General features: G+C 72.3%; 14 protein-coding genes and 2 pseudogenes. 2 read left to right on the top strand and 14 right to left on the bottom strand.

All coding sequences use genetic code 11. The features are described 5' to 3' along the window. Positions 1-194: 194 nt before the first annotated feature. A pseudogene (locus ACFCY1_RS39490) lies at positions 195-479 on the bottom strand (IS110 family transposase); the annotation flags it as partial. Between the two features lie 248 nt (positions 480-727). Beyond that, positions 728-1,390, bottom strand: a complete 663-nt coding sequence (locus tag ACFCY1_RS39485; protein WP_375877656.1) for an O-methyltransferase — start codon at positions 1,388-1,390, stop codon at positions 728-730. 70 nt (positions 1,391-1,460) lie between these two features. Between ACFCY1_RS39485 and ACFCY1_RS39480 the strand changes: the two genes are divergently transcribed. Beyond that, positions 1,461-2,177: a TetR/AcrR family transcriptional regulator gene (locus ACFCY1_RS39480; protein WP_375877655.1), complete on the top strand. Its 717-nt coding sequence runs from the start codon at positions 1,461-1,463 to the stop codon at positions 2,175-2,177. After that, positions 2,174-2,545 carry a hypothetical protein gene (locus tag ACFCY1_RS39475; RefSeq protein ID WP_375877654.1) on the top strand — a complete coding sequence of 124 codons (372 nt, stop codon included), beginning with the start codon at positions 2,174-2,176 and terminating at the stop codon, positions 2,543-2,545. The genes ACFCY1_RS39480 and ACFCY1_RS39475 overlap by 4 nt, the downstream gene beginning before the upstream one ends. 607 nt (positions 2,546-3,152) lie before the next feature. Here ACFCY1_RS39475 and ACFCY1_RS39470 read toward each other — a convergent pair. The 12 genes and pseudogenes from ACFCY1_RS39470 to ACFCY1_RS39415 all read right to left on the bottom strand — a co-directional run bounded on the left by ACFCY1_RS39470 (position 3,153) and on the right by ACFCY1_RS39415 (position 25,962). Beyond that, on the bottom strand, positions 3,153-3,440 hold the full coding sequence (locus ACFCY1_RS39470; protein ID WP_375877653.1) for a DUF6355 family natural product biosynthesis protein: 288 nt from the start codon (positions 3,438-3,440) through the stop codon (positions 3,153-3,155). Positions 3,441-3,698: 258 nt separating this feature from the next. Continuing rightward, positions 3,699-4,655, bottom strand: a pseudogene (locus ACFCY1_RS39465) (beta-ketoacyl-ACP synthase 3); the annotation flags it as partial. A 113-nt stretch (positions 4,656-4,768) separates the two neighbouring features. After that, complete coding sequence (locus ACFCY1_RS39460; RefSeq protein WP_375877657.1) at positions 4,769-5,308, bottom strand: YbaK/EbsC family protein; 540 nt, start codon at positions 5,306-5,308, stop codon at positions 4,769-4,771. A gap of 108 nt (positions 5,309-5,416) precedes the next feature. Beyond that, on the bottom strand, positions 5,417-5,704 hold the full coding sequence (locus ACFCY1_RS39455; RefSeq protein WP_375877652.1) for an acyl carrier protein: 288 nt from the start codon (positions 5,702-5,704) through the stop codon (positions 5,417-5,419). Positions 5,705-5,776: 72 nt separating this feature from the next. Next, positions 5,777-6,766, bottom strand: a complete 990-nt coding sequence (locus ACFCY1_RS39450; protein ID WP_375877651.1) for an alpha/beta fold hydrolase — start codon at positions 6,764-6,766, stop codon at positions 5,777-5,779. Beyond that, positions 6,759-8,159 (bottom strand): condensation domain-containing protein, encoded by a 1,401-nt coding sequence (locus ACFCY1_RS39445; RefSeq protein ID WP_375877650.1) that lies wholly within the window; start codon positions 8,157-8,159, stop codon positions 6,759-6,761. Before ACFCY1_RS39445 ends, ACFCY1_RS39450 begins: the two co-directional genes overlap by 8 nt. Before the next feature lie 92 nt (positions 8,160-8,251). After that, entirely contained in the window at positions 8,252-9,973 is a 1,722-nt protein-coding gene (locus ACFCY1_RS39440) for an acyl-CoA dehydrogenase (protein ID WP_375877649.1), read from the bottom strand. Next, on the bottom strand, positions 9,970-11,715 hold the full coding sequence (locus ACFCY1_RS39435) for an acyl-CoA dehydrogenase family protein (protein ID WP_375877648.1): 1,746 nt from the start codon (positions 11,713-11,715) through the stop codon (positions 9,970-9,972). The genes ACFCY1_RS39440 and ACFCY1_RS39435 overlap by 4 nt, the downstream gene beginning before the upstream one ends. Next, positions 11,712-13,517, bottom strand: coding sequence for a fatty acyl-AMP ligase (locus ACFCY1_RS39430; RefSeq protein ID WP_375877647.1), 1,806 nt, complete (start codon positions 13,515-13,517; stop codon positions 11,712-11,714). The genes ACFCY1_RS39435 and ACFCY1_RS39430 overlap by 4 nt, the downstream gene beginning before the upstream one ends. Before the next feature lie 21 nt (positions 13,518-13,538). Next, positions 13,539-14,333, bottom strand: coding sequence for a thioesterase II family protein (locus ACFCY1_RS39425; protein ID WP_375877646.1), 795 nt, complete (start codon positions 14,331-14,333; stop codon positions 13,539-13,541). Positions 14,334-14,413: 80 nt separating this feature from the next. Further along, entirely contained in the window at positions 14,414-15,778 is a 1,365-nt protein-coding gene (locus ACFCY1_RS39420) for an MFS transporter (RefSeq protein WP_375877645.1), read from the bottom strand. Beyond that, a complete protein-coding gene (locus ACFCY1_RS39415; RefSeq protein ID WP_375877644.1) occupies positions 15,775-25,962 on the bottom strand; it encodes an amino acid adenylation domain-containing protein in 10,188 nt (3,395 codons plus the stop codon). The genes ACFCY1_RS39420 and ACFCY1_RS39415 overlap by 4 nt, the downstream gene beginning before the upstream one ends. Positions 25,963-25,994: the final 32 nt, after the last annotated feature.

Genomic DNA, 25,994 nt, shown 5'->3' with positions numbered 1-25,994 from the left:
GGGCTGGCTTCGGCCTACTCCGTCGCCGGATTCTGCTCTCGCCATGATCAATCACTCAAAGTGACGCAGAGCCACGGATCAGTGTCCGTGGACACCGTCCTCCCCGCGAGTGCGGGGGTCAGCCGGTGGTTCGCCAGGCCCGACGTTGGGTCCGGAAGTCCTCCCCGCAGGCGCGGGGGATGCTCTTACGGATGTCAAGCAGCGGTTGCTGCTGGGGTGTTCTGGGCCGATGATGAGGCGTTGTGCCTGGTCAGGGCGTTGTAGATGTCTCGGGCGACGTAGCGCTTGAGGCAGCGCATGATCTCTTTCTTTGAGAGGCCTTCGGCGGTGCGGCGTTCGACGTGGGTCTTGGTGCGCTGGTCCCATCGCAGTCGGCAGATGACGATGCGGTGCAGGGCGGAGTTCGCCTGCCGGTCGCCGCCACGGTTGAGCCGGTGGCGGTGGGTACGGCGGTCGGCCCGCAGGGAAACGAACCCGCAGGATGCCGATGAGCCAGCCGTCCGAGGGCGGCCAAGGCGGGACCCCGTCATTCCCCGTGGTGGAGGTCGTGGTCGTTGGCGATCATCTGGGCGGTTCCGGCCTCTATGCCGAAGTGCACGAGGCATGGTGTCGGTGATGACCTCCATCGCCGGGAGACGGGAATCCTGGAGGACGTATCCGTCGATCTCGTCGCGGATCCCGGCCGGCAGACTCGTGGTCTGCAGACCGATCGTGACGACGCACAGGTCTAGAGGCGGCAGCTGATCTCCATGCCGTCCTCCACGGGGAACGTGACGCTCTGGTAACCGTTGCGGGGGTCGCGGACGTAGTCGAGGTAGGGCGTGAGGTCCGGCAGGTCGACGTCGTCGGCGATGACGAGGGTGCCGGGGGCGAGGCTGGGTTCGAGGAGCCGCAGGACGGGCAGGCACAGGTCCTTCCAGCCGTCGAGGAGGACGAAGTCCGCGGGGCCGGTGGCCGTGGCGAGGGTGTCGCGGGCGTCTCCTTCGAGGACGGTGATCAGGTCGTCCAGGCCCGTCTCGGCGAAGGTCCGGCGGGCGGCCGCGGCCTTGGCGGCGCTCAGTTCCGTGCTGATCACCCGCCCCGTCCCGTTGTCGCGCACCGCGGCGGCGAGGTGGAGCGTGGATATGCCGAAGGACGTGCCGAACTCGACGACGGTCGCGGGGCGGGTGGCCCGGACCAGGTTGTAGAGGAGGCGGCCGCCCTGGGCGGAGATCGGCATGTAGACCTCCGCCTTGGCGTCGGCCTGCTCCTGCGGGCTGAGGGGCGCGGAGTCCTCCGGCTGTGCCGCCCGGATCCGCCTGCCGGTCGCCTCGTCCTGCTCGGCGTTGCGGAACATCCGGTCGAGGGCGGAGGCAACGCGGGGGTCTTCGAGGGTGTTGGTGAGTGTCATGACCCTAGACTAGACGCACCGTTGCGTATCGTCTAGAGGTTCTGGCCTACCCTGGCCACAGGAGGCACACATGCAACGAGGAAGTACGGCCGCCGCGGCCGGGCCGGAACCGGCGGCACGCCACCACGGCAACCGCCACGGCCGCAGCGAACAGGCCCGGCAGGCAGTGCTGGAGGCGGCCGACGACCTCCTGGTCGAGAAGGGCTTCACCGGCGTCACCATCGAGGGCATCGCCGCCCGGGCGGGCGTCGCGAAGCAGACCGTCTACCGGTGGTGGAAGACCAAGACCGACATCCTCCTGGACGCCTTCCTCCAGGACGCGGCCGAGGCCCTGACCCCGCCGGACCACGGCGACCTGGCCCGGGACCTGCGCGCCCACCTGCGTCAACTGGCCGAGTTCCTCACCCGGTCCGACGCGGGCGCCGTCTTCAGGGCCCTCATCGGGCACGCCCAGCACGATCCCGCGTTCGCCGCCGCCCTGCGGTCCGGGTACCTCGACGAGCAGCGCCGGCGCGACCGGCTGCCGCTGGAGCGTGCGGTGGCACGCGGACAGCTCGTCGCCGGACTCGACACGGCGGCGGAGATCGACCAGCTCGTGGGGCCGGTCTACCACCGCGTCCTGGTGACGGCGGAGCCCGTGGACCAGGCCTTCACCGACCGCCTCGTCGAGGCGTTCCTGCGCCGCGCGCACGTGGCGGATGTTGTGGACGCAGCAGACGCAGCGGACGTAACGGATGCGGCAGGCGCGGCGGACGCAGCCGGCACGAGGGAGACGGGGCGCAGATGACTCTGAAGGCAGGTCAGCGAGTGGTGCTGGCGGCGGACACCCGGCTGACCGATCCGGCCGAGGTGTCGGGGGTCGTCATCGGCTTCCTGTCCCTGGCGGCGGGCACCGGCGGCACCGTCGAGCAGATGGTCGTCCACCAGGAGGAGAGCGACGACGTGCGCGAGTACGAGCGGCTCAAGTCGCTGCTCGACGCCTTCGGGCGCGAGATGCCCGCGGGGAGCAGGAGGCAGCTCGAAGAGAAGGTCCGCTCGCTGGAGCCCGCGTGGACCGCCTTCCGGGAAGGAGCGCCCCGCGTGAGCGTGCGGGTCCGCTTCGACAACGGGTTCATCCTCGACGGGGCCGACGAGGACGTCTTCGTCCCCGCTTGAGGGCGCGCCCCGGCGGCCGAGGTCGTCGGTGCGCACGCGTTCCAGCCGGTGCCGGCCGGCCAGCCGTGCTCACAGACCTGTCGCAGGGACGGCATGGGGTTCTCCCCGCGCCCGCGGGGGTCAGCCGGGAGTCCCGGCGGCGAACCGTCAGACGCTCTGGTCCTCCCCGCAGGCGCGGGGGTCAGTCGCCACCAGCCACGGCCTGCGCGCCGCCGACCGCGCCGACCAGGGCTACAGCGCCGCCGAGATCCTGGTCATCACCGAGGACTGGAAGTCCACCACCATGGTGGAGAGTCCGCCAAGGCCGGGCTATGCCGCACGGGCAAGGACAACCTCGGCCGAGCCCAACAGGCCCTCGACGCCCTGGTCGTCCCACCGCCGACCCACTCCGCCAGGTAGGGCGGGCGGAACCGGTTGCCGGGCCCACAGTTCAGGTGGGAGGACTACAGCGGGTCCGCCGACGTCTGTGCGGTCTTCGGCACTCGCTGGTGCCGCTGACGGCACCGAAAGCCCCGAGGGGGAGACCGCGTGGTTCGACCGACCGGTGCGCCGCTCACGTCCACGGGTCGGCGGACGTGAGCGGCGCGCCGTCTTGCTGAGCGGTCCGTCAGCAGGCTCGCTGGTACGTGGCGAAGACGATCTGGTCGAGCGCGAGGATCTCGGTGACGCCCGGGGCCATGCACATGCCGGTGTCCGGGACGGAGCGGTAACCCACGACGATGTAGGCGTTGGTGGTGCCGCAGTTGTTCCAGTAGGAGTGACCGGCGGCTTCGGAGTAGCCGCACGGGGTGGTGGCCTGGGTCGCGGCCGATGACGGCGTCGCCGAGGTGAGGAGCAGGAACGTCGATACGGCCGCCGTGACGGCGACGAGGAAATGCCGCTTGTATCTGGTCATGCGGTCCAGAATTCCGCGCGGCGCTATGCCGCTCCTATACACCCCGCATTCACTCCGCCTTTCCCCTGGCCAGGGGAAAGGCGGAGTGGAAAATGGGGGTCAGAAAACGGGCTGGGGAATCGCGGAGGTGATCCAGGCGGTGAGGGCCTGGGCGACGGGGCTGGCCGCGGCGACGGGGTTGAAGGCGGGGACGGACTTGACCGCGGGGACGGACTTGACCACGGGAACGGGGATGACCGCGGGGACGGGGTCGAGGTGGACGATCTGTCCGGCGTAGGTGAGGCCGGCTCCGAAGCCGAAGAGCAGGACGTCGCCGCCGGTGTCGATGTCGCCGCGGTTGATCATGCGGGACAGGGCGATCGGGACGGTCGCGGCCATGGTGTTCCCGGTGGTCGCCACGTCGGTGGCGACGGGCACGCCGGACAGGTCGAGGTGGTTGGCCAGGGCCCGGATGATGCGCAGGTTGGCCTGGTGGGGCACGAAGCCGGCCAGGTCGGCGGGACGGATGCCGGCGTCCGCGCAGATCCGGGCGGCGATGGGGCCCAGGCTCGTCGCCCAGCGGTAGACGGCGCGGCCGTCCTGGCGCAGGACGCGGGTGTCGGGGTCGATGACGATCCGGTCGGCGTGCTCGCCGACGCTGCCCCACACCACCGGGCCGATGGCGCGGCGGTGGTGCGGCAGGACCACCGCCGCGCCCGCGCCGTCGGCGAAGAGCACGGCGGTGTCCCGGTCGGACCAGTCCAGCCAGGAGCTGGCCTTGTCCGCGCCGATCACCAGGGCGCCCCGGCTGGTGCCCGACCTGATCAGGGAGTCCGCCACGGCCAGCGCGTGGCAGAAGCCGGCGCAGGCGCTGTTGACGTCGAACGCGGCGGGCGCGGCCAGGCCGAGCCGTCCGGCGACCCGGGCGGCGACGGCCGGCATGGTCGACTCCGCGCTGGCGGTCGCCACGATCACCGTGTCGATGTCGGAGGCGGAGTCGAGGCCGTCCCGGTCCCGGGCGAGGTTGGCCAGGGCGTCGTGGGCGGCCGCGACGGCCATGTCCGCGACCGTCTCGTCCGGGGCGGCGATGCGGCGTTCGCTGATCCCGGTGCGGGTCAGGATCCACTCCGCGTCGACGGTCAGCCGTTCGGCGACCGCCTCGCTGGTCAGGACGGTGCCGGGCAGGTAGTGCCCCATGGCAGCGATCCGTGTGCCCGGGGCCGGGATTGATGGCATTGTCGTCTCTCCTCGTGTGATCAACCAGGAACCGGGACGCCCTGGGCAGCACCGAGGACTACTGTCGCCACCGCGGCTATATTTTTCTTCTACTTCCGGGCCTGCCGGGAATTTCAGGCGGGGCGTTCGGCCACCGGTTCTATTCGTGGACGTGCCAGGTCGAAGTAGTCGCCGGTGTCCAGGGCCACGGAGCGGTCCAGGCGGGCCGCGTTGAAATAGAGCCGCGGGCTTTCGAGGAGTTCCGGGTCGACGATCAGTTCCAGGTCTGGGTGGAACGCGAACGGCACGATGGATCCGCTCCGGCATCCGGTGAGGCGCTCGGCCCGTTCCAGGGAGGCGAATCCGGCGCGCGTGCCGCCCAGCAGGTCCCGGACGGCGTCCACGTCGACCCGCAGGTCGCCGGGGACGACGGCGAGGGCGTGGCGTGTGCCCCGGCCGGGTGTCCTGACCTGCAGGACCAGGCACTTGGCGGCCTGTTGCAGGGGGTGGCCGCGCAGGACGCTGGCCACGTCCGTACGGCCTTCCGCCGCGTGGTGGATCATCCGGTAACGGCACCCGGACCGGTCGAGGAGGTCGATGAGCCGTGTGTACGTGCTCGGTTCGGCCGGTTCACCGGGGCGGGCGGTCTCCGCCGGCTCGGCTGTGCGAGTCATCACCAGCAACTGGTTCACTCCTTTTCTGTTGGTGCGGGGGGAGCCGGTCGGCGGCCTCGGGCAGTCGGCCGGACCGCGTGGTCGCCCGCGCGGTCCGGCCACGGGGGGTCAGGCGGTCCGGTTGCCGTGCTCCGCGAGCATCTCCGCGAGCAGGCCGGAGAGGGCATCGACGGTCGGGTAGTCCCAGACCAGGGTCGGTGCGACCTCGATGCCGAACTCGTCCTCGATCTCGCCGCACAGGGTGAGGCCGTGGAGGGAGTCGAGGCCGTACTCGGCCAGCTTGGTGTCGGTCCGGATGGAGTCGACCGGCTCCTCGAGGTAGAAGGCGACCTTCTCCCTCAGCCACTCGGCGATCGGCGCCTGCTGGATCTCGGTGGTCATCGCGGCAGTGGTCATCGGTGTGTCTCCTCGACATCTGAAGTGGTAACGGAAAGGGGACGGAACGAAGGAAGGGGTGGGGCTGGTCGGTCAGCTCAGCGACCGGGCGAAGGCGACGAGGGCGGCCGTGACCTCCTCCGGGCGTTCCTGCTGGATCCAGTGGCCGCAGCCGGGGAGCAGGAGCATCTCGCGCAGGTCGGGGACCCACTGCCGCAGTTCGGACTCCAGCCGGGCGGGGTCCGCGCCCTTGATCACGAAGTCCTCCTCACCGGCCAGGTAGAGGGCGGGCACCTGGACGGCCGCCTTCTGGTACGGGGCGGTCAGATCCCAGTTCGCGTCGAGGTTGCGGTACCAGTTCAGCCCTCCGGTGAAGCCGGTCCTGGTGAACTCGGCCGTGTAGACGGAGAGTTCGTCCTCACTGAGCCAACCGGGCAGTACGGCGGGCTCGGGGTAGAGGTCCAGCAGTCCGCCGCCGTCCGGCACGACGGGCGCCCGGTAGGGGGCCGATCCCGAGGTGCCGTTCAGCAGGCGGCGGAAGGACGCGGCCACGTCGCGCTCCAGCTCCGCCTCGGCGACGCCGGGCGTCTGGAAGTACAGCATGTAGTGGCCCGCGCCGATACCCCGCCGGATCGCGGGCAGCGGGTTGAGCGGCGAGCGCGGGCGGTAGGGAATGCTGAGGCCGGCCACGCCCCTGACCCGGTCGGGGCGCATCAGGGCGGTGTGCCAGGCCACCTGGGAGCCCCAGTCGTGGCCGGCCAGCACCGCCGGGCCCTCGCCCAGCGCGTCGATCAGCGCGACCGCGTCGCCCACCAGGTGGTGGATCGTGTACCGGGCCGCGTCCTCGGGGCTGTCGCTGCCGCCGTAGCCGCGCATGTCCGGGGCGACCGCGTGGAACCCGGCCGCCGCCAGGCCGGCGAGCTGGTGTCGCCAGGAGTACGCGAGTTCGGGGAAGCCGTGCAGCAGGACGACGAGCGGGCCCTGACCGGCCTCGGCGATCCGGACGCTGCGCCCGCCGGCCCGCAGCGTGCGCTGGCTGACCCCGTCCGGGAGCGGCAGGCCGGACCCCGGCGGCTCAGACACGGACGGCCTCCTGGTCCGACGGGCGGGAGGGCGCCGGGGCCTGGACCAGGCGCAGCCGGGAGATGACCTGGTCCGGGTCGGCGGCGGCGGTGTCCAGGGCGCGCACGTAGTAGGAGGCGAAGCGCTCGATGGTCGACAGGTCGAAGAGCACGGCGTTGTAGCGGAAGTCGAGCGTCAGGCAGTCGCTGCTCTGGCGGACGTTCACCGCGAGGTCGAGCTGGCCCTCGGCCTGGGGCAGTTCGAACGGGCTGATGGTCAGGCCGTGGTGCTCGATGGTGTTGTGCTCGCCCTCGCCGTCCAGCAGCAGCTTCATCAGCGGGTCGGGCTTGGCGACACCGATCAGGTTGAAGGTGATCTGGCAGAGCGAGGAGCCGGCGCTGGTGCGCGGGCGGTTGGCCGTGCGGGTGAGCCGCGCGAAGGGGTAGCCGACGGCGGCGAGGCCTTGGCGGACCTGGCCGTCGACGGTCGTCGCGGCGTCGCGGAAGGTGGCTCCGGGGGCGAAGCTGCCGCGGAAGACCAGGGTGTTGATGTAGTTGCCGACGACGTCGCGCATCGGCGGGGAGAGCCGGGTGGTGGTGGGGCAGCCGATGAGGAAGTCGTTCTGCCGGGTGTAGCGGTGGAGCAGGCCCTGGAAGGCGCCCAGCAGGAAGGAGAAGAGGGTCACGCCGCAGGCACGGGCGGCCGTGCGCAGTGCCTCGACCTGACCGGCGTCGAGCTCCAGGTGGTGGGTGGCGCCGACGGGCGTGGGCCCGGCTGTGCGGGGGCGGTCGGTGGGGATCTGCGCGGGCTGCGCCCCCTCGATCACACCGTGCCAGAACGCCTCGGCGCGGGCACCGCGCGGGGAGGAGAGCAGGCGCTGCTCGGCGGCGACGTACGTGTCGTGGGTGTAGGCGACCGGGGCGGGCGCGGCCTCCTCGCCGGCGACGGCCTGCTGGTAGCCCGCGAGGATGTCGCGCAGCAGGACGAGGTCCGAGACGGCGTCGGAGGCGATGTGGTGGCCGCCGATCAGCAGGACCGCGTCGGTCTCGGAGCGGCGCAGCAGGACGAAGCGGAAGGCGCCGCGGTCGCGCAGGTGGTACGGCTCGTTGAGCGCCCGGCGGACGGCGGTGCGCAGTTCGTCGTCGCCGACCGGGCCCAGGTCCTCGACCAGCAGGGCGAAGGGTTCGTGGGCCTGGGGGGTGCTGACGGGCACCCCATCGACCCTGTCGAACAGCGAGTGGACGAGTTCGTGCCGGGCGACGGCGGCGGCGACGGCCTCCCGGAGTGCGGGCAGTTCGACGGGGGACAGCACCCGTACGGCGACGCCGGTGTTGTAGGAGCTGCCCTCGGGGTCGAGTTCGTAGAGGAACCACAGCGCCTCTTGGGCGTGGGAAAGCTGATGACAGGTCGACATCACCGGCTCCCTTCTGGGATGAAAAAGCCGATATGCGCGGAGGGTCCGCGCGTGGACGTGGAGCGGCCGGTGGCGTCCGGCCGGTACTCGGGTCAGGCCAGTCGGCGGCCCGTGAGGTCGAAGCCGCGGCGGGTCTCGTGGCGGCGGGCGAGCTCGGCGAAGACGGGCTCCGGTACGCCGTCCGTCTCCGGTCCGCAGCCGAGCCGGCCGGCCAGCCGGCCCAGCGCGGCGGCGAGCCAGGCCGTGTCGCACAGGAACGGGTCCGGGTTGTCCGCGTTGTGGCGCCACACGCCGAGGCAGGCGGCGGCCGCCAGCAGCACCGCGTAGCGCTCGGCCAGCACGAAGGTGCCCGCACTGGCCACCGGGGTGCGGTCCCGGGGGGCCAGTTCGCCGAACCGCTCCTTCAGCCGGCGCAGCTCTCCCACCAGCGAGGCGCACAGCGGGCCGAGCACCCGGTCCCCGGCCAGCTCGGCGGCCACCTGCGGCAGTGCCGCCATCAGCGGGTCCTCACGGCCCGCCATGACGCTCAGCCGTTCCGCGTCCAGCTCCGGCAGGGCCCGGTCCATGGTGAACAGCTCGGCCGGCGCGCCGTCGTCGCTCAGCCAGCCGCCGCGTGCCATCCGCGGCAGCTGGGGGATCATCGTCGCCTGGCAGACCGTTCCGCCGGCGTGGACGAGCGAGGCCACCGGGAGGTCGCGCAGGTGCTTTTGGAAGACGCCGTGCTCGCCCTCGCGCAGGAAGGAGCGCGCGCCCAGCACGACGGCCATGGCGTCGACCGCCTCGCGCATCAGCGTCGGCACCAGGTACTTCACGGCCGCCGCGTAGACGCTGGTCTGGCCGGGGAGCACGTGCAGGGCGCGGCAGACCGTGGTGGCGAGGCTGTCGGCGACGAGCAGGTCGAGCCACGCGCCGGCCAGCAGGGAGCGGGCGTGCGGCAGTTCGGAGACGGCCCGTCCGTACAGGCGCCGCTGGACCGCGAAGTCCATCACCGTCCGCAGCTGCTGGTCGACCGTGCCGACCGCGGCCGCGGGCAGCACCGCCCGGGTGACCTGGAAGGCCCGCAGGATGGTCTCCATGGCCTCCCCGAACCCGCCGGCGACCGCGGTCACGGGCACCGGGCAGTCCTGGAACTCCAGGCCGCCGAGGTACAGGGCGCGCACCCCGCTGGTCCGGTAGCGCGGCAGGAAGCGCAGCCGGTCGCGCGGGACGCTCGCCATGTCGACCAGCACCATGGAGTGGCTGCGGCTGCCGGCCTCCTCCCGGGTGCGGGCCAGCAGGGTGACGGCCTCGGCCCTGGCGAGGTTGTTGATGATCTCCTTGCGGCCGTTGAGGACGAGCGAGTCGCGCTCCACCCGGGCGCTGAAGGCGGTGCGGGAGACGTCGTTGCCGGTGGACATGTCGGTGTACCCGGCGGCGACCCGGCCGTTGCGCAGCAGCACGTCCGCCAGCCAGCGGCGCTGCTTGTCACTGCCCGAGGACCAGACGTTCACGGAGCCGACCAGGTTGCTCGCGCCGTGGCCGAGCGCCAGCGCGACGTCGCGCCGGAACAGCGGGCGCAGCACCCTGGCCAGGTGGTCGGCCTGCCCGAGCCGGCCGCCGAGCGCCGCCGGGACGAACTCCGCGCCGAGGCCGTAGGCGTCCAGCACCCGCTCGCCCGCGGACAGCAGGTCGCCGCGCTCGTCCGCGTTCAGGAGGGCGGCGAAGCCCAGCGGGTTGCCGGGGTCGGTGGGGTCGCCCAACCGCGATTCCAGTGCGGCCGGGGTGCCGAGGTCGGTGAAGGGCGACGCGGGGGGTGCCGCGGGTGCCGTGGTCATGAGCGGCCTTTCACGAGCGGGTGGGTCAGCAGGGACGGCAGGTCGCCCCGGCCCTGCTGCTCGATCAGGACCGGCACCAGGCGCTCCAGGACGTCGCCGTCGGTGTCCGGCCGGCCGGGGAGCAGCTGGTCCAGCAGCCTGACCAGCACGGCCTCCAGCCACAGGCCGTCCTGCCAGAGCGGGTGGCCGGCGCCGGCCGTCGCGTGGTTGCGCAGCCACAGCCGGATCGCCGCCGAGGCGGCGAAGCAGCGGGCGTACCGCTCGGCCAGGGAGAAGGCGGCCACCGGGACGTCGGTCGCCACCGGGCGGTGGGCCGCGATGGAGGCGGCGACCTCGTCGGCCACGGCGGCGATCGCCTCCGCGTTGCGGGCCAGCGAGGTAGGGACCACGCCCTGGCGGGCCAGTTCGGCCAGCTCCGCCACGCCGTCGGAGAGGGATTGCACGATGCTGCCGCCGGGGCGGGGCAGCAGGGAGAGCCGTTCGCGGTCGAAGTCCGGCAGCTCGGCGGTCAGGGTGGCCGCCGTCTCGACGCCGGCCCGGTCCACCTCGCCGCGGCGGGCCTGGCGGGCCAGCTGCGGGAACTGGTTGACCAGCGAGTGGAGGTTCACCACGGTGTTGCCGTCGAAGATGGACACGATGCGGTGGTCGCGCTGCACCTTCTGGAAGCGCCCGTGTTCGAAGGTGTCGCCCACCAGCAGGGAGCGGGCGCCCAGCACCGTCGACAGGCGGGAGACGACCTGGTCGACGAGGGTGGGGACGAAGTACTTGGTGACGGCCGAGACCACCGCCAGCTCCCCGGTGAGGGCGTGGATGGCCCGTCCGGCCACCAGGGTGGTGGCCTCGGCGAGGAGCACGTCGGCGTACGACGCGGCGATCAGGTGCCTGGTCTGCGGCAGGTCGATCAGGCGGCTGCCGTAGGCGTGGCGCTCCAGGGCGTACCCGGTGGCGAGTCCGAGCGCCTGGTCCGCCGCCCCGAGCGACAGGGCGGCGCACAGGGTGCGGGTCAGCTGGAGGCTCTTCAGGACGATCTCCGCGCCCCCGCCTTCGGCGCCGATCAGGGCGGCGGCCGGTACGGGGGCGTCGGTGAACGCGACGCCACTGATGTCGGCGCTGCGGATGCCGTGCAGCTTCACCGCCGGCAGCGGCCGGTAGGTGCCGCCGGGGAGGCTCTGCTTGTCGACCATGAGCAGGCTGTAGGCGCGGGCGCCGCCCTGCTCGCCGGTGCGGGCCAGGACGCAGATCCGCCGGCCCCGGTTGGCGTTGTTGATCAGCCACTTCTCGCCGGTGAGGCGGTAGCCGCCGTCCGGTTCCCGGTGGGCGGCCACCTCCCCGGCGAGCAGGTCGCTGCCGTGGTCGCGCTCCGTCAGGCCCCAGGACACGACGGTGCCGTCGGCCACCAGCCGGCCGAGCTCGCGGGCCTGCTCCTCGCTGCCGCCGACCCAGACGGACACCGCGCCCAGGAAGGTCTTGCCGTGCGCGATGGCCACCGTCAGGTCGCGCCGGGCGACGGCGCGCATGAGCTGGAGCACCTCGTCGTAGCGGTGCAGCGAGCCGCCGTACCGCGCGGGGACGTAGTGGCCGGGCAGGCCCAGGAAGTCCAGCTCGCGGCAGATCTCGACCGGGAACTCCTCGCGGTCGTCGAGTGCGCCGCAACGGGCGTAGGAGAAGAGCCGGCCCGCGTCGTCCGGGTCGCCCAGGGCGCGGTCGAAGTCCAGGACGGCGGGGTACGGGGTGGAGGTCACGGCGTCTCCCCCGTGCCCCCGGTCGCGGCGGCCGCCGTCTCGGGCGTGCGGTAGCGCTTCCTGGTCGCGGTGTTGAGGTCCTCGTACAGCGGCTCCAGGGCGCCGGTCATGAACTTCTCGCGCATCAGCCGCCGCTGGATCTTGCCGCTGGTCGTGCGGTGCACCTGGCCGGGGCGCAGGAACACCACGTTCGACACCTTCACGCCGGCCGCCTCGGCGAGCTCGCCGCGCACGCGGCGCGCCAGTTCGGGCAGCTCGACCGGGTTGGCCGGGTTGGGCCGGTACTCCTGGATGACGACGATCTCCTCGCCGTCGGCGGGGACCGAGCAGACGCTGGCGACCAGGCCCTGGAACGAGGCGTGCACGGTCTGCAGTTCACGCTCCAGGTCGTGCGGGTAGAGGTTGCGGCCGTTGATGACCAGCACCTCCTTGGTGCGGCCGGTGACGTACAGCTCGCCGTCGTGGATGATCCCGATGTCGCCGGTGCGCAGGAAGCCCCGCTCGCCCTCGGCGGTCATCGCGCGGAAGGTGCGCTCGGTCTCCTCCGGGTTGTTCCAGTACCCGGCCGTGACGCTCCGGCCCCGGACCCAGATCTCGCCGGCGCGGCCGTCCGGCAGCGTGGTCCTGGTCTCCGGGTCGACGATCCGCACGTCGAGCCCGTGGATCTGGCCGCTGCTCACCAGCTTGGGGGCCTCCAGGTCACCGGGGAGCGGGCGCAGCACCTTGTGGGCGAGCGCGTCGCCGTCCACGGAGGTGATCGCCGGGCGGCGGCCGGGCGGCGTGCCGGTGACCAGCAGCGTGGTCTCGGCCATGCCGTAGCAGGGGTTGAAGACGTCGAGGCTGAAGCCGGCCGGGGCGAACTTCTCGGCGAAGCGGTGCAGCGTCGCGGCGCTGATGGGCTCCGAGCCGTTGCCCGCGTTGCGCAGGTGGGACAGGTCCAGGGTGGCGACCTGCTGGTCGGTGATCCGGCGCACGCACAGGTCGTAGGCGAAGTTGGGCGCGACGGTGGTGTGGATCCTCTTGCGGGAGACCAGGTCCAGCCAGAGGTAGGGACGGCGCAGGAAGTCCATCGGCGCCATCAGGTAGGTCGTGGTGCCGAGGTAGAGCGGCTCCAGCACCTTGCCCATGAGCCCCATGTCGTGGTGCTGCGGCAGCCAGCTGGCGACCAGGCAGCCGGAGTCCAGGCCGAAGGCCCGCTCGATCAGCTGCAGGTTGTGGAAGAGCGACCCGTGGGTGACCATGACGCCCTTGGGGGTGCTGGTCGAGCCGGAGGTGTACTGGAGGATGACCAGGGTGTCCGGGCCGAGCTGCGGCACCCGCCATCCGGGCGCCTCGGCGAGTTCCAGGGTGTCGGTGACGACGGCGTCGACCCCGGTGAGGCCGGAGTCCGCCACGAAGGCGCTGACGACGCCGGCGTTCGGCGTGTCGGTGAGGATCAGCCGGACGTCGGTGTCACGCACGATGCCGACCGAGCGGGCGTCATGGCCCCGCTGGCTGCCCGGGACCGGCGCCGGCACGGCGACCACGCCCGCGTACATGCAGCCCATCAGGACCTTCACGAACTCCAGGCCGGTGCCGTAGAGCAGCATCACCCGCTCGCCGACCGTGCAGCGTCCGGCCAGCCACGAGGCGATCCTGCGCGCCTCCCGGTCGAGTTCGGCGTAGGTCAGCGTCTCCTCGACGGGCTCCCCGTCGACGACCCGGACGAAGGCCACTGCGGTCTTGTCGGGGATCGTGCGGCTGTGTGCTTCCAGTCGGCTCACCAGGTGCTCGTGCATGGCGCCGCTCTTCCTTTCGGTCATGGGATCTGTGGCTCCGGGTGATCAGGTACGGCTGAGACCGGCGAGGGCCTGCCTGAGCCGGAGGTCGCTGCGGAGGTGGCCGGTGATGTGGCCGAGGAGCTCCTGCTCTTGCGCCTCCAGGTAGAAGTGGCCGCCGGGGAAGACCCGGAACTCGAACGCGGACGCCGTGGTCTGCGACCAGGCGCGGGCCTTGTCGACCTCGCAGTCCTCGTCGCTGTCGCCGACGTACGCCACGAGCGGGCAGCCGGTCCGGGTGCCGGACACCGGGTGGTAGGCGTCCAGCAGCCGGTAGTCGGCCCGGATGCTCGGCAGGACCAGCTCCAGCAGCGCCGCGTCCTCGATCTCGCCCATCGAGCCGCTGCCCAGCTGCCGGAGCTCGCGGACGAAGGCCTCGTCGTCCTCGGCCCGGCCGGGGGGCGTAGCCAGGTGCGGTGCCTCGGCGCCGGAGACGAACAGCCGCACCGGCTGGACCCCGTGCCGTTCCTGGAGCCGCAGGGCGACCTCGTGGGCGACGTAGGCGCCCATGCTGTGCCCGAAGAGCGCGATCGGCGTGTCGAGCAGCGGGACGAGGGCGGCCACGATGTCATCGGCCAGTTCGGGCAGCGAGGCCGCGAACGGATCGGCGAACCGGTCCTGCCGGCCGGGGTAGCAGGTGGCCAGCACCTCGACATCGTCGGGAACGGCCCGTGCCCAGGTCCGGTAGGACGTCGGCGCCCCGCCTGCGTGCGGGAAGCACACCAGGCGCAGGGCCGGGGAGGGCGTCGCCCGGTAGCTGCGGAACCAGTCGGCCGCCGCGCCGGTCATCGAACCTGTCATCGGGGTCCTTCCTTGGAATCGTGCGCGGAGGCGTCACAACTGCTGGCACTCCGCCAGCGTCCACACGCTCTCCCGGAGCCCTATATCCCGCCCATACCGGCGGATTCGGCCGCCGCGGGCGGCTCCTGCGTCCCGCCGCCGGGCGTCGCGGAGGCGGGCGCCGGGCCGCCGGGCGCCGCGGAGGCGCGGTGCTCGGCGCGCACCGCCGGGCTGAACGCCACCACGGCGGTCAGCGCCAGCACCGCGACGCCGAGGACGAAGCCGGTCGCGGACGGGCCCGCCCGGTCGACCAGCCAGCCGCCGGCCAGGGCGCCCAGCGAGTTCGCCCCCGAGGACAGGAAGCTCGACGCCCCGTTCACCCGCCCCTGCAGGGCCTCGGGGGTGACCTGCATCTGGTAGACGTTCCCGGTGACGTTGAACAGGCTGGCCACGAAGGTGATGCCGGCCAGCGAGGCGGCGATCAGCGCGGGCGAGCCGGAACACGCCGAGACCGGGATGAACACCGTCCACACCGCGAAGCCGGCCACCGCCGTCCGGTACAGGTCCGACCGGCGCGACCACCAGCCCGCGCTGAGCGCCCCGAGGATGCCGCCCAGCCCGCCCGCGCCGAGCACCAGGCCCACCACCGCCGGTGGGTGACCACCGTTGTGGATCCGCACCAGCACCGCCAGCAGGAGCACCTGGAAGACCAGGTTGCTGCCCGCGAACACACAGGTCATCACCCGCAGGAACCGCTGCCGCCACAGCCAGCGGACCCCTTCCCCGACCGCGGCGCGCAGCGACGTGCCGCCCGGGGGGACCGCCCGGTCGGCCTGCGCCGGGCCGAGGGCCCGCCGCAGGGTCACCAACAGGACGGCGGCGACCAGGCCCACGGCCGCGTTGGCCGCGAACGGGAGCCAGCGGGCCACCGTGAACAGCAGGCTGCTGCCGGGCTGGGCGAGCAGGCCGATGGCGGCCCCGCGCGCCTCGTTCTGGGCCAGCGCGGCCGACAGCTGCCCGGGCTCGACCACGGTCCGCACCGCCGCCCGCTCCGACAGCTGGTAGAGGATCGTCATCGCGGACTGCAGGAACGCGCCCAGCATGAGCTGCGGCAGCCAGAACCGGCCGCACAGCTCGGTCACGGCGATGCTCGCGACCACCGTCACGCAGACGATGTCGCAGCCCACCATCAGCCTGCGCCGGTTCCAGCGGTCGACCAGCGCGCCGGCCGGCAGCTGGACGAACAGGTTGGGCAGCGCGGCGGCGAACGTGACCAGCCCGGTCGTACTCGCCGATCCCGTGTGCCACAGCGCCAGCAGCGGGTAGGCGACCATCGTCACCGAGGTGCCGAAGCGCGAGATCCCCGCGCTCACCCAGAGCCGGATGAAGTCGGCGTTGCGCCGCAGGGGCACCGGCCCGGGCAGGGCCCGGGCCGGGGCCGACGGCGTCGCCGTGGGAACGGTCACCGGTGCTGCCCCGCGACCGCCGCGCGCGCCCGTTCCTGCTGCACGGCCTCGTCGATGGCCTTCTGCCACAGTCCCGCGACCCTGGTCCGCGCGGACCAGGTGGCGACGATCATGTGCTTCACCAGCTCACGCCCGCTCACCGCGTTGGTCAGCAGGACCGAGCCGACGCCCGAGTGCACCCGCAGCCCGGTCATCGCCTGGTAGCCGTAGGCCTGACCGCCGTGGCCGAACTCCACGTCCCCACTGGTGGTGTCGACGATGGTGCTCCAGCCGTAGTTGCGGTCCGACTGCGGCGACAGCATCTGCCGCACCAGCTGCTGGTCGACCAGGCCGTCCGAGTACCCCAGGTAGCCGCGCCGGATCTCGACGGCGAACCTGGCCAGGTCCTCGGCGGTGCTCCACATCCCGGCCGCGGCCGGCTCCGGCTGGACGATGTAGCCGCCCCGTACCTGGGTGCCCACCACGTCGTGTCCCCGGGCGAAGGGCCGCCCGGAGGCGTGCGGGAACATCGGGTCGAAACTGCTGCCCGTCATGCCCAGCGGTGTGAACACCAGACGCTTCACCAGGTCGGGGAAGGCCTCACCGGTGAGGTCCGCCATCACCTGCTGGAGCACCGAGTAGTGCACCGAGTTCTGTCGGAACACCTGGCCGGGCACGTCCTGGCGGCGCACCGGCGGTGTCTTGGCCGGCGCCCGCCCGTACAGCATGTCGAGCACCGTCGGCTGCTCGTCGTCGTCCGGGTAGTGGCCCTCGTTCACGGCCGGGTGCGGGGCGAACCCGGCCAGGTTCGCCATCAGCAGCCTCGCCGTGACCGGCTCCTGGAACTCCCCGGGGACCTGCCAGGACGTCAGATCGCGGTTGACGTCCCGGTCGAGGTCCAGCAGACCCTCCGAGACCAGCCGCAGTGCCGCGTAGGTCGTCACGTGCTTGCTGATCGACCCCACCGCGAACAGGGTGTCCGGGGTGACCGGCTCGCTCTCCCCGGCGCCGAGCACGCCGTAGCTGCGGACCGCCGTCACCTGACCGTCGTGGATCAGGGCGAGGCTGGCACCCGGGATGGCGTGGTCGGCCATCACCTCCTCGGCCCGCAGGTCCGCGAGCACCGACTCGGCCGCACTGCCGCGGCTCGACCGGCGCACCGGGCGGCGGCCCGACGCGGCGTCCGTGCCGTCGTCCTCGCCGAGCAGCACCCGCAGCTCCGCCATCTGCTCGTCGACCAGCCGGCGGACGGTCGCCGCCTCGTGGACGTCCGTGCTGTGGACCCACTCGACGTACAGCCGGCCCTCGTACACGTACGCGTCGATCTCCAGCAGGTGCGCCCGCGGGGCCTCGGGGGCGGCCGTGGCCACGACCCGCTCCGCGAGGTAGACCAGCGGCGGCGTCCCGTTCAGGGAGCGGGCCGTCGGCCTGCCGGCGGCGGACCGCGGCGCCGTGAAGGAGAACCGCACCTCCGGTGCCGGGAGGGCGGCCAGCTCCTCGGCCACCTCCGGGTCCGGCGCCAGGTGACGCAGCAGTCCGTATCCCTGCACCGGGTCGGGCAGGGTGCGCATCTGCCGGGCGACCGACTTCAGCGAGGACTGCGCGTCCCGGCCGAGCGGCAGTCGCAGGGTCACGGGGTAGCCGTGGTCCAGCGGGCCGACCGTCCGCGACGGGTCGCCGGCCGTGTCCGCCGTCGCGCCACTGCGGGCGTCACCGGCGATCTCGACGGCGATCCGGTCGGCCTGCGCCCAGCGCGCGAGCGTACGGCCCACCGCCGTCAGCACCAGGTGCTCCGGGTTCGCGTCGGCCAGCAGGGACGCGGTCAGCTCGGACGGCAGGGTCGCCGTGACCGTGTTGGCCGTGGTGTGGGTGGTCTCCACCCGGGCACGGTCCACCGGGAGCGTGGCCCCCTTCGGCCGGTCCAGCCACAGCTCGGCCTGATCCAGCAGCTCGTCGGAGTGCGCCTGCTTCAGCTGCTGCTCCGCCCACCAGTGCAGCGGGGACGCCACCGGCGGCAGAGTCGCCGGAAGGCCCTCGTTGAGCTGCCGGTACGCGGTGTTCAGGTCCTCGACGAGGACCGTCCAGGACGCCCGGTCGACCGCCAGCTCGTGGACGGTCAGCCAGATCTGGTCGGCCGCTCCGCTCTCCGCGCCGAAGCGGATCAGCGTCGCGTCCACCAGCGAACCGCCCCGCGTGTCCAGGCGCGCCCGGCCCTCGACGACCGCCCGCTCGATCCGCGCCGACCGCTCGGCGGCCGGCACCTCGCCGAGGTCCACGACATGGACCAGGGCCTCGGTGTTCGGCTCCGCCAGGTGGGCGCGGCCGTCGGCGGCCTCGTCGAACCGCAGACGCAGCGCCTGGTGGTGCTGCACCACGGCCCGCAGCGCTTCTTCGAGGACGTCCGCGTCGGCCTGCCCGTTCACCGGCAGCTGCACCGTGCGTCCGCCGGTGGCCTGCGCGCCGAGCAGCCGGTGCTGCTCCGCGAGCAGCGCGATCCCGTCCTGCTCCGGCGTCCGACCGCCGTCACCCTGCGCCAGGGCGGCGAGTTCACGCAGGTTCTTGGCCTGCATGACCATCCAGACCGCCAGCGGGAGACCCGCCTCCCGGCCCGCGGACAGCATCCGCAGAGCCCGGATGGAGTCGCCGCCGAGCTCGAAGAAGCTGTCCTCGACGCCGATGCGGTCGATGCCGAGGACATCGGACCAGATGGCCGCCAGCTGCTCCTCCACCATGGTGCGCGGGGCGACGTAGGCCGCCCGGGAGAGCGCGGTGGTGGCGGAGGCCGGGAGGGCCTTGTGGTCGACCTTGCCGCTGTTGGTCAGCGGGATGGCCGCCAGCTCCATGAAAGCGGCCGGGACCATGTACTCGGGCAGCGAGCGGGCCAGGAACTCCCGCAGCGCGACCGTGTCCAGGCCGGAGCCGCCGACCGGGACCAGGTAGGCGACCAGGGACTTGTCTCCCTGGGCGTCTTCCTGGGCGGCCACGACGGCGTCGCGGACGGAGGTGTGCTCGCGCAGGGCGCTCTCGATCTCGCCGAGCTCGATGCGGTAGCCGCGGACCTTCACCTGGCCGTCGGCGCGGCCCAGGCACTCCAGCGTGCCGTCGGCAAGGACGCGGGCCAGGTCACCGGTCGCGTACAGGCGGGAGCCGGCCGGCCCGAAGGGGTTCGGGACGAACTTCTCCGCCGTCAGGTCCGGGCGGCCCAGGTAACCGCGGGCCAGACCGTCACCGCCGATGAACAGCTCGCCGGTCACACCCTGCGGTACCAACTCCAGAGCGCCGTCCAGGACGAAGAGCTGAGTATTGGCCAGCGGGCCGCCGATCGAGACCCGCTCCACCTCCGCCGGGACCTCGCCCCGCGCGGACCAGATCGTCGTCTCGGTCGGACCGTAGACGTTCACCAGGCGACCGACCTTCGGCAGCAGCTCCCGCGCCACACCCACGGTCAGCGCCTCACCACCCACCAGCGCGGTCACCGACACATCGTCGAAGCCCGCCGCCAGCAGCAGACGCCAACCCGACGGAGTCGCCTGGACATGAGTGACCTCGTTGCGGGCCACCAGCTCCACCAGCGCCGTCGCGTCCTTCGCCTGCTCTGCCGAGGCCAGGACGATCGTCCCGCCGGTGATCAACGGCAGGTGCAGCTCCAGACCCGAGATGTCGAACGACACCGACGTCGAAGCCAGCCACGTGCCCGCATTGTCGCCCGTCACGTCGTCACGGATCGAACCCAGCAGGTTCACCAGCGCACCCTGCCCGATCATCACGCCCTTGGGGCGACCGGTCGAACCCGAGGTGTAGAGCACGTAGGCGAGGTCGTCCGAGGCGGGAACGATGCCGTCCCAGCTCTCCTCGGAACCGCCGTCCAGCTCCAGCCACGGACCGGCGTACTCACCCAGGCGCCCGGACGGCTCGGCGTCGGTCAGGACGAGCGCCGCACCCGAGTCCGTGAGCATGTAGCCCACCCGCTCGGCCGGAAGCGACGGATCGACCGGAACATACGCAGCCCCCGCCTTCCACACACCCAGCATCGCCGCCACAACACCCGGACCACGGTCCACAAACAGGCCCACAACCGATCCGGACCCGACCCCCCGCCCACGCAGCCGACCCGCGATCCGCGACGACCACGCATCCAGCTCGCCATACGACACCCGCTCCTCACCGAACACCACCGCGACCGCATCCGGCGAAGCAACCGCACAAGCCCGGAACAACTCCAGAGCCGAACCCGCACCCCACTCCACCGACGAACCACCACGCACCAGCGCGGCCCGCTCCGCCTCCGCCAGCACCACACCCGACGCGTCACCGTCCGGATCCGCCGCCATCGCCTCCAGCACCAACCGGTACATCCCCGCAAGACGCCCCAGCGCCTCACGGCCGACGACGTCCGACGTCGTGTTGAGCATGATCCGCCGGCCGATCGCCGCGACGTTGAGCGCGAACTCGTTGCCGCCGACGTTCAGGTTGCCGGCCATGTCGACCGTCTCGGTGTCGACCTGGTGGAAGTCGAGGTACTCGAAGAGCACCGCGATGAGCCGGCCGCTCTGCCCCGAGTCCCGCTGGACGGCGGGCAGCGGGTACCGGCGGTGGGCCCAGGTCTCCGCTTCCTGCGCGAAGACCCGCTCCACCAGCTCACGCCACGTGCCCGACGGGCGGGTGGCGGGGAACGGCAGCGTGTTCAGGTGCATGCCCAGCACCCGCTCGGCGCCCGGCGCCTCCAGACGCCCGTGGTAGACCACACCCGCGTGGATGGCCTCCTCCGCACTGAGCATGCCCAGCACCTTCAGGTGCGCCGCCAGCAGCACGCTCTTCAGCGAGGTCCTGGCACGGGCGGCGAGGGTGCGCAGGCCGTCCTCGAGGTCGCCGAAGGCGACGTCCGTCCCCAGCGGCTCGCGGGCCCCGGCGGTCGCCGGGTCGGCCCAGGAGTCGGGCAGCTGCGCCGGAGCGTGGTTGTCCACGATCCCCTGCCAGAAGGCGCGGTCCTCCTCGGAGGCCAGCGACTCCAGCTCGGCCGCGACGAAGTCGGCGAACCGGACGGCCGGCGCCTCGTAGGCGGGCAGCTCACGGCCGTCGCGCAGGTGCTGGTAGGACGCCAGCAGCTCCATGAGCAGCGAGTGGTAGCTCCAGCCCTCGGCGATGGCGTGGTTGTAGGTGAAGGTCAGTCGCCAGGCCTCGTCCGACTCCAGGTGGACCGCGATCCGCAGCAGCGGAGCGGTCCCGAGGTCGAACGCGGCAGCGTGCTCCTTCACCGAGAAGGCCCGCAGCGCCTTGATCTGCTGAGTGGAGTCGAGACCCCGCAGGTCGTGCAGCGCCACCGGCACCTGGGTGTCGGCGTGCACCAGCTGCATCGGCTGCGAGTAGCCGCTCAGGTGCATCGAGGTGTGCAGGGCCTCGTGGCGGCCGGCCACGACGGCGGCGGCCTCCGTGAAGGCGGCGGCGTCGAAGGACTCGGCGTCCGGGATGCGGAAGGAGCTGATGTTCAGGTAGGCGGACTCGCCGCGCTCCTGAGCGGCCACCATCTCGACCAGCATGCCGGTCTGGATCTGCGACAGCGGGTAGGCGTCCACGACGCCCACCGGCAGCAGGGCCCGGTCCTCGTCGCCGATCAGCGCGAACGGCTCCACGGCGGTGACCAGCGACCCACCGACCTCCTTGCCGGAGATGTACGTGCCCAGTTCCGCGATCGTCCCGTGCTGGTAGACCGACCGGACATCCACGTCGTAGCCGGTGGCGCGCAGGGCGCCGACCAGGCGGACGACGCGGATGGAGTCGCCGCCGAGCTCGAAGAAGCTGTCCTCGACACCGACCCGGGCGACGCCCAGGACGTCCGACCAGACCGCCACGAGCCGCTCCTCCAGCGGGGTGCGCGGGGCGACGATCTCGGCGGTGGCGAACGCGCTCTGGTCGACGGCCGGGAGGGCCTTGTGGTCGACCTTGCCGCTGTTGGTCAGCGGGATGGCCGCCAGCTCCATGAAAGCGGCCGGGACCATGTACTCGGGCAGCGAGCGGGACAGGAACTCCCGCAGCGCGACCGTGTCCAGGCCGGAACCGTCGGCACTGACGACGTAGGCGACCAGGGACTTGTCCCCGTGCGCGTCCTCCTGGGCCGTCACGACGGCGTCACGGACCCAGGCGTGCTCGCGCAGGGCGCTCTCGATCTCGCCCAGCTCGATGCGGTAACCGCGCACCTTCACCTGGCCGTCGGCGCGGCCCAGGCACTCCAGCGTGCCGTCCGGGAGGACACGGGCCAGGTCACCGGTCGCGTACAGGCGTGAACCTGCGGGACCGAAGGGGTTCGGAACGAACTTCTCGGCCGTCAGGTCGGGGCGGCCCAGGTAGCCGCGGGCCAGACCGTCACCACCGATGAACAGCTCGCCCGTCACACCCTGCGGCACCGGGTTCAGGTCCACGTCCAGGACGAAGAGCTGAGTATTGGCCAGCGGGCCGCCGATCGAGACCCGCTCGACGCCGTCCGGGACCTCGCCCTGCGCGGACCAGATCGTCGTCTCGGTCGGACCGTAGACGTTGACCAGGCGGCCGACCCGCGGCAGCAGCTCCCGCGCCAGGCCGACGGTCAACGCCTCGCCGCCGACGAGCGCGGTCACGGCGTAGTTGTCGAAGCCCGCCGCCAGCAGCAGACGCCAGCCCGACGGAGTCGCCTGGACATGGGTGACCTCATTGCGGGCCACCAGCTCCACCAGCGCCGTCGCGTCCTTCGCCTGCTCGGCCGAGGCCAGCACGATCGTCCCACCGGTGATCAGCGGCAGGTGCAGCTCCAGGCCGGAGATGTCGAACGACACCGACGTCGAAGCAAGCCACGTGCCCGCATTGTCGCCCGTGACGTCGTCACGGATCGAACCCAGCAGGTTCACCAGCGCACCCTGCCCGATCATCACACCCTTGGGACGACCGGTCGAACCCGAGGTGTAGAGCACGTACGCCAGCTCATCGACAGCCGGGACGATGCCGTCCCAGCTCTCCTCGGATCCGCCGTCCAGCTCCAGCCAGGGGCCGGTGTACTCACCGAGCCGGCCGGCCGGCTCGGCGTCGGTCAGGACGAGCGCGGCACCCGAGTCGGCGAGCATGTAGCCCACCCGCTCGGCCGGAAGCGACGGGTCCACCGGAAGGTAGGCGGCACCCGCCTTCCACACACCCAGCATCGCCGCCAGGACACCGGGGCCGCGGTCCAGGTACAGGCCCACCACCGAACCGGCGCCGACCCCCTGCCCGCGTAGCCGGCCCGCGATCCGCGACGACCACGCATCCAGCTCGCCATACGAAACCCGCTCCTCACCGAACACCACCGCGACCGCATCCGGCGCAGCCGCCGCACGAGCCCGGAACAGCTCCAGAGCCGAACCCGCACCCCACTCCACCGACGAACCACCACGCACCAGCGCGGCCCGCTCCGCCTCCGCCAGCACCACACCCGACGCGTCACCGTCCGGATCCGCCGCCATCGCCTCCAGCACCAGCCGGTACATCCCCGCAAGACGCCCCAGCGCCTCACGACTCAGGAACTCACCGCTGGTCGCCATGTTGAGGTGGCCGTTGTTGGGGACCACGTTGAGCGCGAACTCGTTGAAGCCGTCGTTGAAGCCGGCGTCGGTGTCGACCGTCTCGCCGTCCACGTGGTGGAAGTCGAGGTACTCGAACATCACCGTGAGCAGGCGCTCGCGGGTGCCGCTGTCGCGCTGGACGGCGGGCAGCGGGTAGCGGCGGTGGGCCCAGATCTCCGACTCCTGCGCGAAGACCCGCTCCACCACCTCACTCCACGTCCCGGACGCGCGGGTGGCGGGGAACGGCAGCGTGTTCAGGTGCATGCCCAGCACCCGCTCGGCGCCCGGCGCCTCCAGACGCCCGTGGTAGACCACACCGGTGTGGAAGGCCTGGTCCGAGGTGACCGAGCCCAGCACCTTCAGGTGCGCCGCCAGCAGCACGCTCTTCAGCGAGGTGCCGGCACGGGCGGCGAGGGTGCGCAGGCCCTCCTCCAGGTCGTGGAAGGGGACGCGTAGACCGTGCCGGTCCTGCGGGTCGCGCTCCGGTGCGGCCCACGGCTCCGGCAGCCGCAGCGGCGCGTGCTCCGCCACCACGTCCTGCCAGAAGGCACGGTCCTCCTCGGAGGCCAGCGACTCCAGCTCGGCCGCGACGAAGTCCGCGAACCGGACGGCCGGCGCCTCGTAGGCGGGCAGCTCACGGCCGTCGCGCAGGTGCTGGTAGCACTCCACCAGCTCCATCATCAGGGCGTTGTAGCTCCAGCCCTCGGAGACGGCGTGGTGGTAGGTGAAGTTGAGCCGCCACGAGCCGTCCGACTCGACCAGGACGGACATCCGCAGCAGCGGTGCGGCCGTCAGGTCGAAGACCACGGCGCGTTCCTGTGTGAGGTAGGCGGCCTTGCGGCGCTCCTGCTCCTCGATGTCCAGGCCGCGCAGGTCCCACAGCGTCACGGGGTAGTCCGCCGTGGCGTGCACCAGCTGGAGCGGCAGCGCGTAGCCGCTCAGGTGCATCGACGTGCGCAGGATGTCGTGCCGCTGGACGACGACGTCCACCGCCTGCTGGAAGACCGGCAGCGAGAACGGCTGGTCGTCGCGGATCCGGAAGGAGTTGAGGTTGTGGTAGACCGCCCGGTCCGCCGGGCCGGCGGCCATCGTCTCGACGAGCATGCCGGTCTGGATCTGCGACATCGGGTAGGCGTCCACGACGCCCGCCGGCAGCAGGGCCCGGTCCTCGGCGCCGATCAGCGCGAACGGCTCCACGGCCGTGACGAGGGACTCGCCGCCCTGGCCGGTGAGGCCGGCCGCCATCGCGGCGATCGTCCGTGACTCGAACACGTCGCGGATCGAGACGTCGTACCCGGCGGTGCGCACCGCGCCGACCAGCCGGACGGCACGGATGGAGTCGCCGCCGAGGTCGAAGAAGCTGTCCTCGACACCGACCCGGGCGACGCCCAGGACGTCCGACCAGATCACCGCGAGCCGCTCCTCCACCGGGGTACGCGGCGCCACGTGCTCGACCGTGGCGAAGGACGCCTGGTCGGGCGCGGGCAGCGCGCGGTGGTCGAGCTTGCCGTTGCTGGTGAGCGGGATGGCGTCGATGGCGACGAACGCCGTCGGCACCATGTAGGCGGGCAGGTCGGCGGCGAGGTGCTCGCGGAGCTGTGCGGCAGCCGGTGCGGCGCCCTGCTGCGGCACGTAGTAGCCGACGAGCTGCTTGGCGCCCTGAGCCCCCTCGATGACGGTCACCACCGCGGCGCGGACGGCCGGGTGCCGGCGCAGCGCGGTCTCGATCTCGCCGAGCTCGATGCGGTAGCCGCGGATCTTCACCTGGGTGTCGACGCGACCGAGGAAGTCCAGCGAGCCGTCCGGCAGTCGCCGGGCCAGGTCGCCGGTGCGGTAGAGGCGCGAGCCCGCCGGACCGAAGGGGTTCGGGACGAACTTCTCCGCCGTCATCTCCGGCCGGTCGAGGTAGCCGAGGGCCAGTGCGGGGCCACCGACGTGGATCTCGCCGGGCACCCCGACCGGCACCAACTGGCCGTCGGCGTCGAGCAGGTGGACGGAGAGGTCGCGCAGCGGACGCCCGATGTTGCTGCGGCTCGGCCGCCGGAGGTCCTCGGCGCCGATCCGGTGGTAGGCGCAGTGCATGGTCGTCTCGGTCGGCCCGTACAGGTTGACCAGGGCGGGCCGGTCGAGGCCCATCCGGTCCACCCACGGCTGGAGTTCGGAGGTCTCCAGCTTCTCGCCGCCGAAGCCGACGAGCCGCAGGGCGAGCTGGTCGATGCGCGGGTCACCGTCGCCGGCCAGGGCCGCGAGGGCCCGGAATCCGGTCGGGGTCTGGAGCATCACGGTGACCTGCTCGGCGACCAGGAGGTCGAGCAGCTCGCCGGGCGAGCGGTTGACGTCGGTCGGGACGACGACGACCCGGCCGCCGTGCAGCAGGGCTCCCCACATCTCCCACACCGACACGTCGAAGGCGTAGGAGTGCGCCTGGGTGAAGACGTCGTCGGCGCCGAAGGCGAACTGCTCGCGTGTCGCGCTGTACAGGCGCAGGACGTTGGCGTGGGTGAGGCTGACGCCCTTGGGCTTGCCGGTGGAACCGGAGGTGTAGATGACGTAGATCAGGTTGTCCGGGGTGACCGCGGTGGCCGGCGCGGTGGCCGGGCGGGTCGCGATCTGCTCACGGCTGTCGCCGTCCAGCAGCACGATCCGGCCGTCGAACGAGTCGGTCACCCGCT

Source organism: Kitasatospora sp. NPDC056273, from assembly GCF_042268845.1.
Lineage (GTDB): Bacteria > Actinomycetota > Actinomycetes > Streptomycetales > Streptomycetaceae > Kitasatospora.
The sequence above is the reverse complement of the archived record's forward strand: the minus strand, read 5'-3'. Positions and strand labels throughout refer to the sequence as shown.

What these genes read in the sequence shown, in the direction of transcription:
- ACFCY1_RS39485 (WP_375877656.1), bottom strand. Translation starts at nt 1,390, where the DNA reads ATGACACTCACCAACACCCTCGAAGACCCCCGCGTTGCCTCCGCCCTC.
- ACFCY1_RS39480 (WP_375877655.1), top strand. Translation starts at nt 1,461, where the DNA reads ATGCAACGAGGAAGTACGGCCGCCGCGGCCGGGCCGGAACCGGCGGCA.
- ACFCY1_RS39475 (WP_375877654.1), top strand. Translation starts at nt 2,174, where the DNA reads ATGACTCTGAAGGCAGGTCAGCGAGTGGTGCTGGCGGCGGACACCCGG.
- ACFCY1_RS39470 (WP_375877653.1), bottom strand. Translation starts at nt 3,440, where the DNA reads ATGACCAGATACAAGCGGCATTTCCTCGTCGCCGTCACGGCGGCCGTA.
- ACFCY1_RS39460 (WP_375877657.1), bottom strand. Translation starts at nt 5,308, where the DNA reads ATGACTCGCACAGCCGAGCCGGCGGAGACCGCCCGCCCCGGTGAACCG.
- ACFCY1_RS39455 (WP_375877652.1), bottom strand. Translation starts at nt 5,704, where the DNA reads ATGACCACTGCCGCGATGACCACCGAGATCCAGCAGGCGCCGATCGCC.
- ACFCY1_RS39445 (WP_375877650.1), bottom strand. Translation starts at nt 8,159, where the DNA reads ATGTCGACCTGTCATCAGCTTTCCCACGCCCAAGAGGCGCTGTGGTTC.
- ACFCY1_RS39440 (WP_375877649.1), bottom strand. Translation starts at nt 9,973, where the DNA reads ATGACCACGGCACCCGCGGCACCCCCCGCGTCGCCCTTCACCGACCTC.
- ACFCY1_RS39430 (WP_375877647.1), bottom strand. Translation starts at nt 13,517, where the DNA reads ATGACCGAAAGGAAGAGCGGCGCCATGCACGAGCACCTGGTGAGCCGA.
- ACFCY1_RS39425 (WP_375877646.1), bottom strand. Translation starts at nt 14,333, where the DNA reads ATGACAGGTTCGATGACCGGCGCGGCGGCCGACTGGTTCCGCAGCTAC.